General features: G+C 45.0%; 11 protein-coding genes and 6 pseudogenes. 8 read left to right on the forward strand and 9 right to left on the reverse strand.

From position 1 onward, the window contains the following. The 4 genes from FTE26_RS01235 to FTE26_RS01250 form a co-directional block, all read right to left on the reverse strand. On the reverse strand, nt 1–153 hold a 153-nt coding region (locus FTE26_RS01235), incomplete at its 3' end, for an IS1 family transposase (protein ID WP_001392569.1). Between the two features lie 213 nt (nt 154–366). Beyond that, the gene (locus tag FTE26_RS01240) at nt 367–3,483 is read right to left on the reverse strand and encodes an HsdR family type I site-specific deoxyribonuclease (RefSeq protein ID WP_031311986.1); all 3,117 of its coding nucleotides are present in this window, start codon (nt 3,481–3,483) and stop codon (nt 367–369) included. Between the two features lie 121 nt (nt 3,484–3,604). Next, on the reverse strand, nt 3,605–4,876 hold the full coding sequence (locus tag FTE26_RS01245) for a restriction endonuclease subunit S (protein ID WP_023142242.1): 1,272 nt from the start codon (nt 4,874–4,876) through the stop codon (nt 3,605–3,607). Further along, complete coding sequence (locus FTE26_RS01250; protein ID WP_001553856.1) at nt 4,873–6,429, reverse strand: type I restriction-modification system subunit M; 1,557 nt, start codon at nt 6,427–6,429, stop codon at nt 4,873–4,875. The genes FTE26_RS01245 and FTE26_RS01250 overlap by 4 nt, the downstream gene beginning before the upstream one ends. 182 nt (nt 6,430–6,611) lie before the next feature. Between FTE26_RS01250 and FTE26_RS01255 the strand changes: the two genes are divergently transcribed. The 6 genes and pseudogenes from FTE26_RS01255 (at nt 6,612) to FTE26_RS01280 (ending at nt 9,894) form a co-directional block, all read left to right on the forward strand. Further along, entirely contained in the window at nt 6,612–6,833 is a 222-nt protein-coding gene (locus tag FTE26_RS01255; protein WP_001190712.1) for a type II toxin-antitoxin system Phd/YefM family antitoxin, read from the forward strand. Continuing rightward, entirely contained in the window at nt 6,833–7,213 is a 381-nt protein-coding gene (locus tag FTE26_RS01260) for a type II toxin-antitoxin system death-on-curing family toxin (protein ID WP_001216034.1), read from the forward strand. The genes FTE26_RS01255 and FTE26_RS01260 overlap by 1 nt, the downstream gene beginning before the upstream one ends. 4 nt (nt 7,214–7,217) lie before the next feature. Further along, nucleotides 7,218–7,397: a hypothetical protein gene (locus tag FTE26_RS01265; protein WP_001513661.1), complete on the forward strand. Its 180-nt coding sequence runs from the start codon at nt 7,218–7,220 to the stop codon at nt 7,395–7,397. Between the two features lie 27 nt (nt 7,398–7,424). Then, nucleotides 7,425–7,703 (forward strand): annotated as a pseudogene (locus FTE26_RS01270) (pdcB); the annotation flags it as partial. Nucleotides 7,704–7,707: 4 nt separating this feature from the next. Next, nucleotides 7,708–8,121, forward strand: a pseudogene (locus FTE26_RS01275) (DDE-type integrase/transposase/recombinase); the annotation flags it as partial. Nucleotides 8,122–8,916: 795 nt separating this feature from the next. Next, nucleotides 8,917–9,894, forward strand: coding sequence for a RepB family plasmid replication initiator protein (locus FTE26_RS01280; RefSeq protein ID WP_000361610.1), 978 nt, complete (start codon nt 8,917–8,919; stop codon nt 9,892–9,894). 284 nt (nt 9,895–10,178) lie between these two features. Here the strand turns inward: FTE26_RS01280 and FTE26_RS01285 are convergent, their stop codons facing one another. From FTE26_RS01285 to FTE26_RS01300, 4 genes and pseudogenes are all read right to left on the reverse strand, one after another. Further along, nucleotides 10,179–10,919, reverse strand: a complete 741-nt coding sequence (locus tag FTE26_RS01285; protein WP_001066942.1) for a tyrosine-type recombinase/integrase — start codon at nt 10,917–10,919, stop codon at nt 10,179–10,181. Nucleotides 10,920–11,039: 120 nt separating this feature from the next. Continuing rightward, on the reverse strand, nt 11,040–11,222 hold the full coding sequence (locus FTE26_RS01290) for a hypothetical protein (protein WP_042065278.1): 183 nt from the start codon (nt 11,220–11,222) through the stop codon (nt 11,040–11,042). Nucleotides 11,223–11,288: 66 nt separating this feature from the next. Next, nucleotides 11,289–11,578, reverse strand: a pseudogene (locus tag FTE26_RS01295) (type II toxin-antitoxin system RelE/ParE family toxin). Then, nucleotides 11,565–11,833: pseudogene (locus FTE26_RS01300) on the reverse strand (type II toxin-antitoxin system ParD family antitoxin). Before FTE26_RS01300 ends, FTE26_RS01295 begins: the two co-directional pseudogenes overlap by 14 nt. A 531-nt stretch (nt 11,834–12,364) precedes the next feature. Between FTE26_RS01300 and FTE26_RS01305 the strand changes: the two are divergent. Together FTE26_RS01305 and FTE26_RS01310 are read left to right on the forward strand one after the other, a co-directional pair. Further along, nucleotides 12,365–13,534, forward strand: coding sequence for a hypothetical protein (locus tag FTE26_RS01305; protein ID WP_001072355.1), 1,170 nt, complete (start codon nt 12,365–12,367; stop codon nt 13,532–13,534). 32 nt (nt 13,535–13,566) lie between these two features. Next, nucleotides 13,567–13,695, forward strand: a pseudogene (locus tag FTE26_RS01310) (IS481 family transposase); the annotation flags it as partial. A 34-nt stretch (nt 13,696–13,729) separates the two neighbouring features. Here the strand turns inward: FTE26_RS01310 and FTE26_RS01315 are convergent. Beyond that, nucleotides 13,730–13,918: pseudogene (locus tag FTE26_RS01315) on the reverse strand (hypothetical protein); the annotation flags it as partial. Nucleotides 13,919–13,993 lie beyond the last annotated feature (75 nt).

A 13,993-nucleotide genomic window follows, 5' to 3' on the forward strand; every position in this document is an offset into this window, starting at 1 on the left:
ACCGGGTTGAGAAGCGGTGTAAGTGAACTGCAGTTGCCATGTTTTACGGCAGTGAGAGCAGAGATAGCGCTGATGTCCGGCAGTGCTTTTGCCGTTACGCACCACCCCGTCAGTAGCTGAACAGGAGGGACAGCTGATAGAAACAGAAGCCACAGGAGCACCTCAAAAACACCATCATACACTAAATCAGTAAGTTGGCAGCATCACCGGCATTCAAAATCATTATGGCCGCGATCTATTTCTGGCTGTTCTCTATCACTTTTGGCGGCATCGTCGCTCATGGGTAAGGGGAGTATATTAGCCATTTGGAACCCCACGGTCTCTTGCGGGTTTAATTAAGAACCCGCAAGAAAAACACGAATTGGGCTATATTTTTCCGCCTACGCCTTTAAACTTCTCAATAAACGAGACGATTTTCTGGAAAACTGCCTGTTTTTTCGTTTTATATTGCGGGTTTAACGGACTAAGTTTTGGTAATGTCTCGTTTAATTCTGTGCCATTTTCGGTGGCGTATTCGCGTTTTAAAGACGTGCGAATATAGCGTTTCGCCGCCTCTTCATTGAGATTTTCTTCTTTAATCAACGCTTCTGCTTCACGTAGCTGTTCGTGTTGAGCAAAGGTAAAGAACGCGTCAATGATGCTGGCTTTGTCTGGTAAATCATCCAGGTTCGTTTGCTGAATAAAATCGACCACCAGGCCCTCTTTCGCCCGGTTCCCCAGGCTTGAACGAATTAAGCGTTTGACCTCTTCGATCATTTCGCCCTTGCCTTTATTTTGTCTGTTATGTTCGAAAATCAGTCCAAGGATATAATCCAGGTTTATTTCCTGAGACTTCAGCAAATCGACCTCAAAAACCACGTCATCCCAGTCAGTGGTTGATTTCTCTTTTTTCTCAGCTTCTTTCTCACGGCGCTGCCAGTCGCGAATATCGTTATAGGCAGAACGATAATCCTGAATCTTGCGATCAGCAGGGAGACGAATTGTTTGCAATTCAGCGAGCTTTTCATCATCCACATAATGTTCTGCTTTGAATTTTTCTACTGCAACAGGATCGCTAAGATCGATTTGTTGCAGGGCTTTCAGCGTGGCAAATTCATCATAGTTTTGCAGGATGTTCTCGGTACGCAGGTATTCACCAAACAGTTTTACGAAGTCTTTCTTCTCTTTTTCACTTTCAATACTGGCAGGGTCAGGGAACCGTTGTTCCAGTTCTGCAACTACTGCCATAAAGCCGCGCTTAGCTTCACCAGTAGCAGCATCAGTAAAGCCTTCCATATACTCTGCATAACTCTTTTCTAACACTACATTTTTGGTGTTTTTGTCACCAAACAGCGTTATGGCATCAATAGTTGAGCGTTCCAGATCCCGGAAAGTGACGATATTACCGAAGGTTTTAGTGGCGTCATAAATGCGGTTGGTGCGGGAAAATGCCTGCATCAGGCCGTGAAAACGTAAGTTTTTATCGACGAATAGCGTGTTCAATGTTGGAGCATCGAAGCCGGTTAAGAACATCCCCACGACAATTAGCAGATCGATATCCTGATTTTTAACCCGCTGGGCTAAATCACGATAGTAGTTCTGAAAACCGTTACTGTCGGTGCTAAAGTTAGTTTTAAAATGGCTGTTATATTCACGAATTGCAGCGTCCAGAAACTCTTTAGCACTGCTGTCCATTGCGCTGGTATCAAAAGTTTCATCGGAAATCTCACCAATGGCATTTTGTTCTTCATTGGCGGCAAAGGAGAAGATTGTCGCAATACGCAGCGGTTTATAGGTAGCCGATTTATTAGCGGCTTCTTCTTGTAACCGTTTAAACGTCGCATAATAGGCTTTCGCGGCATCCACGCTGCTCACTGCCAACATAGCATTAAAACCTTTTGAGCCAGGGAAGGTACGGTGAGTTTTCTGGCGGAAATTATTCAGAATATATTGCGTAATTTCCTGTATACGCATGGGATGAAGAAACGCCTGCTGATTTTCAGCCGCACTCAGTTTTTTCTCGTCGGTTTCTGTCTCTAAAGACTTAAACTGTGGCCGCACATCGTTGTAGTCCACCTTGAATTTAAGCACTTTTTCATCTCGAATCGCATCGGTAATAACATATGAATGCAATTCACGACCAAATACGCTGGCGGTTGTTTCTGAGCCTAAGGCGTTTTCCGGGAAAATAGGGGTACCGGTAAAACCAAACTGATAATAGCGTTTGAATTTCTTCTTCAGGTTTTTCTGTGCTTCTCCAAACTGGCTGCGGTGGCATTCATCAAATATAAACACCACTTGCTGATTGTATACAGGCAGGTCGCTTTCTGCTTTCATCAGGTTATTGAGTTTCTGAATAGTGGTGACGATAATTTTGTTATCATCCTTATCCAGATTTCGTTTAAGACCTGCGGTATTTTCCGATCCATTGACACTGTCTGGCGAAAAACGCTGATATTCCTTCATGGTCTGGTAATCGAGGTCTTTCCTGTCGACCACAAAGAAGACTTTATCAATAAAGTCCAGTTCTGTTGCCAGACGCGCGGCTTTAAAGCTGGTCAGGGTTTTACCAGAACCGGTAGTGTGCCAGATAAAGCCACCACTTTCGGGGGTAGACCAGTTTTTCGCTTTATAGGAGCTGTTGATTTTCCATAAGATACGCTCAGTGGCGGCAATCTGGTACGGTCGCATCACCAGTAGCGTCTGGCTACTGTCAAAAACGCTGTAGTTCACCAGAACATTCAGCAGAGTATGTTTCTGGAAAAAGGTAGCGGTAAAGTCTTTGAGGTCTTTAATCAGCGTGTTGTCTGATTTTGCCCAATTCATGGTGAAGTCAAAACTGTTTTTATCGCGCTTTGTCGTGTTGGCAAAATAATGGGTATCGGTGCCGTTAGAAATGACAAACAGTTGCAGATACTTAAACAGGGAATTTTCGCTGTTAAAACTCTCTTTACTGTAACGATGTATCTGGTTGAAAGCCTCACGAATCGCCACCCCGCGTTTTTTTAGTTCGATTTGCACCAGCGGTAAACCATTAACCAGGATCGTGACGTCATAACGGTTAGCATGAGAACCCGTCTGTTCAAACTGCTGGATAATCTGCACCTTATTGCGCATGAGATTCTTTTTATCTATCAAATAGATGTTCTCAAGACGCTCGTCATCAAAAATAAAGTCGCAAATATAGTCGATATGGATTTTACGGGTCTTATCCAGAATGCCATCGCTCGGGTTATCCAGATACTGCTCCGTGAAACGCCGCCACTCGCTGTCATTAAACACCACACCATTGAGGTTCTGAAGCTGTTCCCGAACATTGGCCAGCATCGCCGACTGTGATTTTACGGATATAAATTCATAGCCCTGATTCCGCAGGTCCTGAATCAGTTCTCGTTCCAGGTCCGATTCGCTCTGGTAGCTGTCGCCTGTTGGCTCAGCTTTGATGTACTTATCAAGGACGATAAAGTTATTGGATTCAGCAATGGTGTGTGTCTGATGAGTCATAGCGCATCCTTTGTGCCGTCTGGCAAGGGCCGGAAGGGAGTTAAGGGTGACTTCCGGCACGTAAAAAATAGTCTATATACAGACCGGATGTTAAGGTGGCCCGGTCGGTAGCAACGGTCAATTAATTACTGACAGTTTCAGGTTTTGGGAAACTGAACAGTAAATCACGGTAGTATTCGTATTGTTTCTGGCGCAACTCGATTTCACGCGGAAGACCTTCGGTGATGGAGTTAGTCAGTGTGTCGAATTTGTCGAGTATTTCGACAATGCGAGCTTGTTCCTTAAGTGATTTTTCGTGATCTTTAGGATATGGAACCGGAATCATAATTTTTGAAAAACCATTAATGAGTAGTGTATTAACTTTTGTTCTGGCTACATACTTTGCTTTTTCAGAAATAAACGAATCGGTTTGCATGTAATAGGAAATAAATTTTGGATTCAAAGAATGTCGAAAAGCATAACAGTGATCATGAATAGCGATATCGTCATCCCCAAGCCATGCCACTGCTTTACCAACGTCTTCTACAGTCTCCCCCACGTCAGTTATCACGACATCTCCATGTTTGGCATAGCGTAATGACGCTGCCATATCAGCTCTAACCTGTGATAACGAATGAGTTGTGTAAACACCATATCGTGTATATATCTCACCATAATGGATTACACTGATACCACCATCTTCTACATAATCTGCTTTAGTAAAACGTTTTCCACGAATAAACTCACCAATTTCCCCCAAAGCTTTCCACTCAACCTCACCTTCTTTAAAAGTCAGCAATTGGTCGCGATAGTAGTTGTACTGTTTTTTACGCATGTTAAGCTCAGCGGTAAGCTCAGCGGTAAGTGCAGTAAACTTATCCAGAATCCGAACGATTTCAGACTGGATGGCAAGGGACTTTTCCGGATTATCCGGGCAGGGGATGGGGATCTTAATATTTTTGACAATCTGCGCATTTATGTTTGTCTGGGACCCTGTTCCAAGGGATTTGATATATGTGTATTGGCTACACAAGAAGTGAAATACATATCTATAATGAGCAACTTCTTCATTAAGTTGAATATTTGCGCACGCTTGATTTGTTGTCATTGGAATTTTGTTTATGCCGATTTTCCCCACAGTTGCCCCATACATAGCAACAATGACACAATTCTTTGGTATCCATTTTGCACTAGAGTTTTTAACTCCAGACTCAGTTATTTTTACCTCGGTATCCCATATATCACAAAAGTTTACTTCTTGAGTTCTCAACCAAGGAATGTCGCCATCATAAAATTCTGATACGCCAGTTTTAGGGGTTCCTCCAGATGATATCTTTATAGAAATATCCTCAAGGGTTTTCCACTCAACCTCAACCCCATCCAGCAATTTTTCCAGATAACTCAACTCGCTCATTTCTGCACCTCGCAGCCTTCAATTTCAGCCACAATCGCATCAATATCTTTACGCAACTGGTCGATTTTGCTGACCGTAGTTTTAAGCTCTGCATTTAGCTCAGCAATATTGATAATTTCGCGGTTATCTTTCGCTTCTACATAGCAGCTCACCGACAGGTTATAGTCATTAGCGACAACGGTCTCAAACGCGACAGATTTCGCCAGATGAGCAACATCTTCCTTGCTGGCAAATACCTGCATAATCTGTTCGATATGGGCATCGGTCAGGATATTGTTGTTGGTCTCTTTTTTGAATAGTTCGCTGGCATCAATAAACTGAACTTTGGTATCCGTTTTATGTTTAGACAACACCAGAATATTGACGGCAATGGTGGTGCCAAAGAACAGGTTCGGTGCGAGTGAAATCACGGTTTCGACATAGTTATTGTCAACCAGATACTGACGGATTTTCTGCTCCGCGCCGCCACGGTAAAAAATGCCCGGGAAGCAGACAATCGCAGCACGACCTTTGGCAGAAAGATAGTTCAGCGCATGTAATACAAACGCAAAGTCAGCTTTGGATTTGGGGGCCAGAACGCCAGCCGGGGCAAAACGTTCATCGTTAATCAGCGTCGGGTCATCGCTGCCAATCCATTTCACCGAATACGGCGGGTTAGAAACGATGGCATCAAACGGTTTTTCATCTCTGAAGTGCGGTTCAGTCAGCGTATTGCCCAGCTTGATATCAAACTTGTCGTAGTTGATGTTGTGCAAAAACATGTTCATACGCGCCAGGTTATAGGTCGTATGGTTGATTTCCTGACCAAAAAAACCTTCTTCGATGATATGGTTATCAAACTGTTTTTTCGCCTGCAACAACAGTGAGCCGGAACCCGCTGCCGGGTCGTAGATTTTGTTAACGCTGGTCTGCCCGTGCATAGCCAGTTGTGCAATCAGCCTGGAGACGTGCTGCGGTGTAAAGAACTCACCGCCTGACTTACCGGCATTTGCCGCATAGTTAGAAATCAGGAACTCATAGGCATCACCGAACAGGTCAATCTGATGTTCGTTGAAGTCACCAAGTTTTAACCCTTCAACCCCTTTCAGAACCGCAGCCAGGCGGGCATTTTTATCTTTAACGGTGTTACCCAGGCGGTTACTGGTGGTATCGAAATCAGCAAACAAACCTTTGATGTCAGCTTCTGAAGGATAACCGTAAGCAGAACTTTCGATAGCAACGAAGATGCTGTTTAAATCTGCATTCAATCTGTCATTGGTATTTGCTTTCGCAGCTACGTTGCAGAAAAGCTGGCTTGGGTAGATGAAGTAGCCTTTGGTTTTGATGGCATCGTCTTTAATGTCATCAGTAATTACGCTGTCATCCAGTTTCGCATAACAGATACTGTCATCACCGGCTTCAATATAACTGGAAAAATTTTCGCTGATAAAACGGTAGAAAAGTGCGCCCAGAACGTATTGCTTAAAATCCCATCCATCGACCGAACCCCTGACATCGTTAGCAATTTGCCAGATTTGACGATGAAGCTCTGCACGTTGTTGAATACTTGTCATTTTCATCCACTTATTTCAGGCTTATGTAATTGGCGGTGATTCTACAGCAACTTGGATGCTTTAGCAGTTCGGACATTAGGCTACGAATGACCTGCCTAGAGGTTTGTTAAGCCGCAAAGTGCTGGTGCTTTATGCCTGTGAAGTTTATAATTGTGTACACATAACGAGTACACGAGGTGTTTATGCAATCCATTAACTTCCGTACCGCGCGCGGCAACCTTTCTGAAGTGCTCAACAATGTTGAGGCCGGGGAAGAGGTTGAAATCACCCGCAGAGGCCGTGAGCCAGCAGTAATTGTCAGCAAGGCTACTTTCGAAGCCTACAAAAAAGCGGCGCTGGATGCTGAATTTGCATCCCTGTTTGACACCCTGGACTCCACCAACAAGGAACTGGTTAACCGATAATGAGGCATATATCACCGGAAGAACTTATTGCGCTTCATGATGCGAATATAAACCGCTACGGCGGCCTGCCGGGAATGTCTGATCCGGGCAGGGCAGAGGCCATTATCGGGAGAGTTCAGGCCAGAGTTGCCTACGAAGAGATCACCGACCTTTTCGAAGTCTCCGCCACCTACCTAGTGGCTACAGCGAGAGGGCATATATTCAATGATGCCAATAAGCGTACCGCGCTAAACAGTGCGCTGTTATTTCTACGCCGTAACGGGGTGCAGGTATTTGATTCACCTGAACTGGCAGACCTTACCGTAGGGGCTGCGACCGGAGAGATATCTGTATCTTCTGTCGCCGACACGTTACGTAGATTGTATGGTTCTGCGGAGTAGATTAATGGCACGCAAATACAACAAATTGTCCCGTGAAGCGTTAAAGATGCTTCTTGATGGCGTGAGTCGCCGCGAGGTAAAGCAATACCTGGCTGGTAAGCAAATTGGTGCCAGGACCGCTATTGCTGTGTTATGCCGTCAGGAAATGGTTGTGCTTAAACAGAGAATGCCGGGCAGCAGATAAAGCCCAATCAGTGATGAAAGGTGTGATGTGAAAGCCGTAATTACTCCCTTTGTACAAAAAGAGCTTGGCGTCGCCACATTCAAAGTGGATCAGGAAGTCAGAAAGCTGGTGGAGGCTGGCCGTAAATTTATTATGGAGCCGGTGCCGCGTGAGTTAATCGAGCACATGGACGACGGCCTCGTTGTTTCCGAGCAAACTATGGCAACAAATGAGGCGTTGCAGCCGTTTTTTAACAGCGATGAACTGTTTCGCCGTATTGGTGGAATTGACTCGCTGGTAGCGTGGTTGCGCAGGAAAGAGGGGCAGGTCAGGCTGGGCCATGTCGTTCTCGCCGGACAGCAGGCTTACCATGAAAGCACTGGAAATGGCATGGGAAACCCGTGGTAAGCCCGTCGGGGTGATGTTCCACAGCGATCAAGGCAGTCATTATACGAGCAGGCAGTTCCGGCAGTTACTGTGGCGATACCGGATCAGGCAGAGTATGAGTCGGCGTGGAAACTGCTGGGATAACAGCCCAATGGAGCGCTTCTTCAGGAGTCTGAAGAACGAATGGGTGCCAGCGACGGGCTATGTAAGTTTCAGCGATGCAGCTCACGCCATAACGGACTATATCGTTGGATATTACAGCGCACTAAGACCGCACGAATATAATGGTGGGTTACCACCAAACGAATCAGAAAACCGATACTGGAAAAACTCTAACGCGGTGGCCAGTTTTAGTTGACCACAACAATGCCAAGCTCTGCGGCGTGCAGACGCTGTACTTGTCAACGCCACGATCTTTGACCGTCTTATATCGACAGAGTTATCCGGCATGGTGTCAATCCGTTCACAATTTTTCCATCGGAGCAGCCTACCACCGGTGATAACCAGACTTTGCCTGTAGTTTGTATACACAATCCCTGGCATTGAAACACACATATGAAGTGTACTTCGGATATGACCGTACGCTCAGGAAGTACGGCAGATTCCGTCAAAAATTACCTGTAAAGACAGACATCAGAAAAACAGTGCTCGCCGCAGACCGGTGACCGGGCGAAGCCCGCGAACCGGCGAGGAAGCGCAATGGATCTGTAGTTACAGTGAGCAGGTACGCCCTGAAGCCTTCATAATCGGTAGTGTATGCTGTTTTTCTGGAATGATTTATCCACATATCCAGAGGCCCGATCCAGTAAACAGATCCATGAATGATCAACAAAGGATCCATTAAAGATCCCCATATCTCTGCAAACCTTGTCACTCATGGGCCGGGACTACGATCACATAAGCTGTGGCATGTTACTGATAAACTGTAACATGCTAATGATAAGCTGTATTCAGTAATCCATATACTGAAGTAAGTTAATGACATAAACTATGGTCAGTATGCCAGACTCAGTTGTTAAATACAGGCTGCAGGTTTTTCTTCAGTCAGTTAGCGGAGTTCTGACACACGATTTTCTGTTTATTCTTTTACTGTCCACAGGCTGGAGGCTTTCTGGAAAACGAAAATTCAGACATCAAAAAACTGTTCGGCGAGGTGGATAAGTCGTCCGGTGAGCTGGTGACACTGACACCAAACAATAACAACACCGTACAACCTGTGGCGCTGATGCGTCTGGGCGTTTTTGTACCGACCCTTAAATCACTGAAGAACAGTAAAAAAAATACACTGTCACGTACTGATGCCACGGAAGAGCTGACACGTCTTTCCCTGGCCCGTGCTGAGGGATTCGATAAGGTTGAGATCACCGGCCCCCGTCTGGATATGGATAACGATTTCAAGACCTGGGTGGGGATCATTCATTCCTTTGCCCGCCATAACGTGATTGGTGACAAAGTTGAACTGCCTTTTGTCGAGTTTGCAAAACTGTGTGGTATACCTTCAAGCCAGTCATCCCGCAGGCTGCGTGAGCGTATCAGCCCTTCCCTGAAGCGCATTGCCGGTACCGTGATTTCGTTTTCCCGTACCGATGAGAAGCACACCCGGGAATATATCACCCATCTGGTACAGTCAGCCTACTACGATACTGAGCGGGATATTGTGCAGTTACAGGCCGATCCCCGCCTGTTTGAACTGTACCAGTTTGACAGAAAAGTCCTTCTCCAGCTTAAGGCGATTAATGCCCTGAAGCGACGGGAGTCCGCCCAGGCACTCTACACCTTTATAGAGAGCCTGCCCCGGGATCCGGCACCGATATCGCTGGCGCGGCTGCGTGCACGCCTCAATCTGAAGTCTCCTGTATTTTCCCAGAACCAGACGGTCAGACGGGCAATGGAGCAGTTGCGCGAGATTGGATATCTTGATTACACGGAGATCCAGCGGGGGCGGACAAAATTCTTCTGTATTCACTACCGGCGTCCCCGGTTAAAAGCGCCGAATGATGAGAGTAAGGAAAATCCGTTGCCACCTTCACCTGCGGAAAAAGTCAGTCCGGAGATGGCGGAGAAGCTTGCCCTGCTTGAGAAACTGGGCATCACGCTGGATGACCTGGAAAAACTCTTCAAATCCCGCTGAACATAAACTGTAGTCAGTGAAGAGCGCTCCTTTACTGACTACAGCTTATATTAACCGGTGCAGTGAGTGGTCTGCTCACTGCAGTTTATATTCTGTTTCCTGCAGTGCTGCCTGTGGCTGAGCTGCCATCTGCCTGTCCCTTACGTAAGTGATCCCGTAACCTGCTGCTGAGGCATTGCTCCCTTCATAAAACATGACTTACTCACTACAGCTTATATACATGCTCCAGCTTATGTTATGTCTGTTCTGCTGACCACAGCTTATATAAGGAAGCGCGTATGCCGTCACCTCAGGGGAGGCAGTGTACGCAGGATCTCCGCAGCATCCCGCCCGTCACCTGTGAAAGGCACTGCCAGCGTGGCAGCCATATCCAGTGCAAACACTCTGGTATAAACCTCCATCGAACGTGGATCCCTGTGACCAGCCAGTGCCTGGATGACTTTCCGGGGCTGGCGGTGATAGAGCATGTGCATGATATAGCTGTGCCGGAAGGTGTGTGGTGTGACCGGAATCGAAAAGTGTACCCCGTCAGCTTCGGCCCGTCTGACAGCCTGCTTCAGCCAGTTGCGCATGGTTTCGTCGGTCACGGCCCATAATGGTTCACGACGACGGGGCCGGGTGGTGATCATCCAGCTTTCCATCTGCCTGACATAGCTTATATCTGTCAGCGGAACCAGGCGCACTTCATCTTTTGGCGGGCGCCCGCGTCGCGCACGCACTTTTTCGGACAGGATCCGCACAAACGGTCTTACTCCATCCAGGTCAAATGATTCCGGTGTCAGCATCCGGGCTTCGCCAATACGCATTCCGGTATTCCAGAGGGTGGCGAACAGCATATGGTGACGCTGATCCGGCATATAGAAAAGAAGGGCACTCACTTCCGGGGCCAGCAGGTAGGCCGGTGTGGCCCCCGTGGAAGTGGCCATTCTTCTCAGGGAGAGCGCTGTTGCAAAATCCACCCCCGGCGCAATGGGTAACAGGGAGACGCGTTCTGGTGAATTCTGCAGGGGAATGACATTGTTCATGAGTTATTTTTCACGTAGCACACGCACTGTTTATGGATACAGGTATTCTGACCTGAACGCCCGGATCCTTCCACGACAATAAATCGCAGCGCGCGGATCCTTTTGTTTGCTTATCACGCATTATTGCGGGTAAAACCAAATACGTAAAGGTACGTTTTGCAGCAGGGATCCCGTCTTAAGCCAGTCGTGGCGCGGGCTGAGGGCTGTTTTACGGTTTTTGGGAGAAATGGGGTAATGCCAGGGCAAAGATGATCGCAAGGAAAGGAGAAAAATACACAGAGAGGGGAGTTGCGCTACGTGAATTCTGGCTAGGTACACCCCTGTAACCCTGCCAGTTTTCACGCAACGCAATGTGGTGGCTGATTACTGTCAGTTGAAATGACGGCTGGCATCCTGATGCTGACTTAATATACGAATAATAACAATTTCAGTATCAGTCTGCAGAAAATAAACCATATGCCGTTCAACGGGTAGTGCGAATGTGTATTCCCCAGTTCAGGAGGGGGAGTACCGATATTATGATTACTCATAACCTGAAAAATGTCGGATATCTGATTAATATATTTATCAGCCTACTCTTCACCGAAATGGTGGTACCCGTAATGCTAGATATCCTCCAGATCCTGACTGGCTTTAGGTGTGAGTTTAACGGTTTTCACCGGAAGCCCTCGCGCCAGCTGTCACTTTTTTCAGAAACGCATTTTTTTCCCACGACACAGGTTCACCGCTGCTCAAGCCTTCTGCCAGTAAATCCCGCAGGACACCTGGAGACGTGACTCTGCCTGTTTCTCTCGAAGGAGACGAAGTGACTCGCGGATTACCTCACTCTGTGTACGATAATCACCTGATTCTATGAGAGATTCTATGTACTCCCAGAGTTCATCTCCGAGAGCAACTGTCATTGTTCTGGCCATATCAAGCCTCGTGATTGTAAGTTTAAATTTTACATGCAGTTTATTCGATACTCAAAGGTGCTTCCAGTACAGAACATTTGGGAGAATTGGGGTAATGCCTGGAACAGACAGATACGGAGAAAAACCCTGCAGATAACCTTATACGACAACTGAAGGTGTCTGATGCCATATTCTTAGCTACTTCTCTGTCTTCAGGCGGCTTAGTCACAACATAAGACCGATGCATAATAAGCATATTTTTTCATGTTATGGTCTTGTTCATGCATGAACTATTATCTATTCAGTCACTTTTAAAGTTTTATATCATACTGCATATGATATATATCATCTCCTATATTCAGACTAAAAATATTATGACGATGGTCAAATGAATTTAGTGAAAACGCTACCTAAAACAATATGCTTATGATATAACTTATCAAGAATATGCGACAATCTTCTTGAAAGGTTACGGAGAAGAGTCAGATAATGAAGTGTTATAACTCATTCAGCTTTTTTATGTTCTCTTTATAGTAAAACCAGGAGATTAAGATGAATCAGAAGTGGAAGACGTTAATTATTTCATTATTAACACCATCAAGTATTATATCAGGGATTGCGTTGATAGTTCTCTGGGGATATTTCAGTCGCCTGGGCCGACTAGATATTTTCTTTGATGTAATGAATATTAAAAGCATCTTGGTATTGGTTTGTTGTGCAACTATACTATCATTGGCTATGATAGTATTTATCTTTTTTATAACCTCTTTTTTTATACCCGTAGTTATTCCTCAGGATATAAATAATCTTCCTGCTTACAATAAGATTCAGGGTAATTTTTTATCTGTGATGATGTTATCTGGCATGTTCCCCATGGCCTTTATATATGTGTTATACTGTGCATTTGATTTTGATCAGAATGTTAAAGATAACTCTGGCTGGTTATCTATTGCAAGTATGGGTGTACTGATAGCTGTTATTTTAGCCATAGTAAATAAGAGGTATCTTGAATATGACTTATCGTTTAAAAACAATAGAATGAAACTGTTGAGACGTGTTCAGATCTATCTTGTCATTCCGTTGTCTATTGCTTTACTGGTGCATCTTCAGTTAATTCCTCTGGAGATAGTTTTTAGTAATATTGCAACTTCAGATAAGAGTGTTAATTTCAAAGTGATAGCTGAACTGGCTTTCATGTCATATTTTATCTTTCTTCTGACAATGCTTCCTGGAGTCATTTATCTGAAAATGAATCCACAGCATAAATTTTCAAAAAGAATTAGCTATTCATTTATCGCATCCTTGATGTTATTATTAATAATATCGACTCAAATAACCGTGTTACCAGTGATTTTTACCCATTCCGTTATTAAGCTATCAGGTATAAGTGACTTCAAAATACATAGCTACATTATTAAAACAAGTGAATATCCTGAAGAGTTTTTTTCCAATGCAGCATGGGATAAAAAAAATATAAAACCGGGGGATTATTACTCTGTGCAGGCTGTTTCTATGTTTACGACAAACCAGTTTATTCTCCTTTGTCCTAAGGATATTATAAAGTTTTATCGGGAAAGCTGGAAGTTCGAGTTGCTTAATGTAGACTTCGATATAAATACCAGGAAGAAACTCCAGGAAGAAGCTGCATATTGCGTACCAATTTCTGCAATATCTGTAAAACGATGGGATATGCCTCTTCAGGGCTCGAAACCCTCAAGTTAGAAGGCAACTAGGGCGACTGTATTCTGTGACGAAATGAATGGCTGGCTCACTATAATAATGAGCGAACCCATCAGGGAAAAATGTGCAATGGGCGGACGCCAATGGAAACGTTACTCGATGGAAAACGCATCTGGGCCGAGAAAAATTTAAGCCAGATGTAATCTGACAGATACCTGTATAAATAACCGATAACTGTCAGATCAGGTCTGAGCTAATACATTTCAATAAAGGTACTTGCTCGCGCTCTGTCATTTTCTGAAACTCTTCATGCTGCATTTCGATTTTCCTTCTAAGATCATAACTCGCATACCTGTTCTTTTTATGTATATCTATATCTATTTTTGTGACGAGTTCAAACCACAATGTTCGCGCTCCCGGTGATGCTGCCAACTTACTGATTTAGTGTATGATGGTGTTTTTGAGGTGCTCCAGTGGCTTCTGTTTCTATCAGCTGTCCCT

Origin of the sequence: Escherichia sp. S10b, from assembly GCF_028421345.1 — a bacterium.
Classification (GTDB): Bacteria; Pseudomonadota; Gammaproteobacteria; order Enterobacterales; family Enterobacteriaceae; genus ECMA0423.

Coding starts and splice junctions, on each gene's coding strand:
- FTE26_RS01240 (WP_031311986.1), bottom strand. CDS start 3,483: ATGACTCATCAGACACACACCATTGCTGAATCCAATAACTTTATCGTC.
- FTE26_RS01245 (WP_023142242.1), bottom strand. CDS start 4,876: ATGAGCGAGTTGAGTTATCTGGAAAAATTGCTGGATGGGGTTGAGGTT.
- FTE26_RS01305 (WP_001072355.1), top strand. CDS start 12,365: ATGAATCAGAAGTGGAAGACGTTAATTATTTCATTATTAACACCATCA.
- FTE26_RS01285 (WP_001066942.1), bottom strand. CDS start 10,919: ATGAACAATGTCATTCCCCTGCAGAATTCACCAGAACGCGTCTCCCTG.
- FTE26_RS01260 (WP_001216034.1), top strand. CDS start 6,833: ATGAGGCATATATCACCGGAAGAACTTATTGCGCTTCATGATGCGAAT.
- FTE26_RS01255 (WP_001190712.1), top strand. CDS start 6,612: ATGCAATCCATTAACTTCCGTACCGCGCGCGGCAACCTTTCTGAAGTG.
- FTE26_RS01250 (WP_001553856.1), bottom strand. CDS start 6,429: ATGACAAGTATTCAACAACGTGCAGAGCTTCATCGTCAAATCTGGCAA.
- FTE26_RS01265 (WP_001513661.1), top strand. CDS start 7,218: ATGGCACGCAAATACAACAAATTGTCCCGTGAAGCGTTAAAGATGCTT.